1 protein-coding gene is annotated in these 279 nt (G+C 44.4%); it reads right to left on the minus strand.

All coding sequences use genetic code 11. The features are described 5' to 3' along the window. On the minus strand, window positions 1–279 hold a 279-nt coding region (locus Q4528_RS13635; RefSeq protein ID WP_303522087.1), incomplete at both ends, for a hypothetical protein.

Here is a 279-nt window from a genome sequence, read left to right on the forward strand (position 1 = left end):
GCTTGGCTTAAGTTAATTGCTAATACTCGGCGCAGTTCGCGAATATCACCAGCAATTTGGCTCAAGGTATCAAAGTTTAGCAGCGATAAACTGTCGAGCAATTCACCTACTGGTTGTAGAGCCAGTTCGTTCTCGCGAATTTTTGCGCTTAAGCTTGGTACATAACCAAACTCATTGTTAATACGGCTCCAAAGTACCCTAGAGCTGTGTCGCAAGCTTTCGGTAAGGCTATAGCTATGTTCGTTTAAATCACTGAGATAAACGTCCGCAGCGGCTAAG

Source organism: Staphylococcus pasteuri (genome assembly GCF_030547725.1).
In the GTDB taxonomy this organism is placed as follows: domain Bacteria; phylum Bacillota; class Bacilli; order Staphylococcales; family Staphylococcaceae; genus Staphylococcus; species Staphylococcus pasteuri.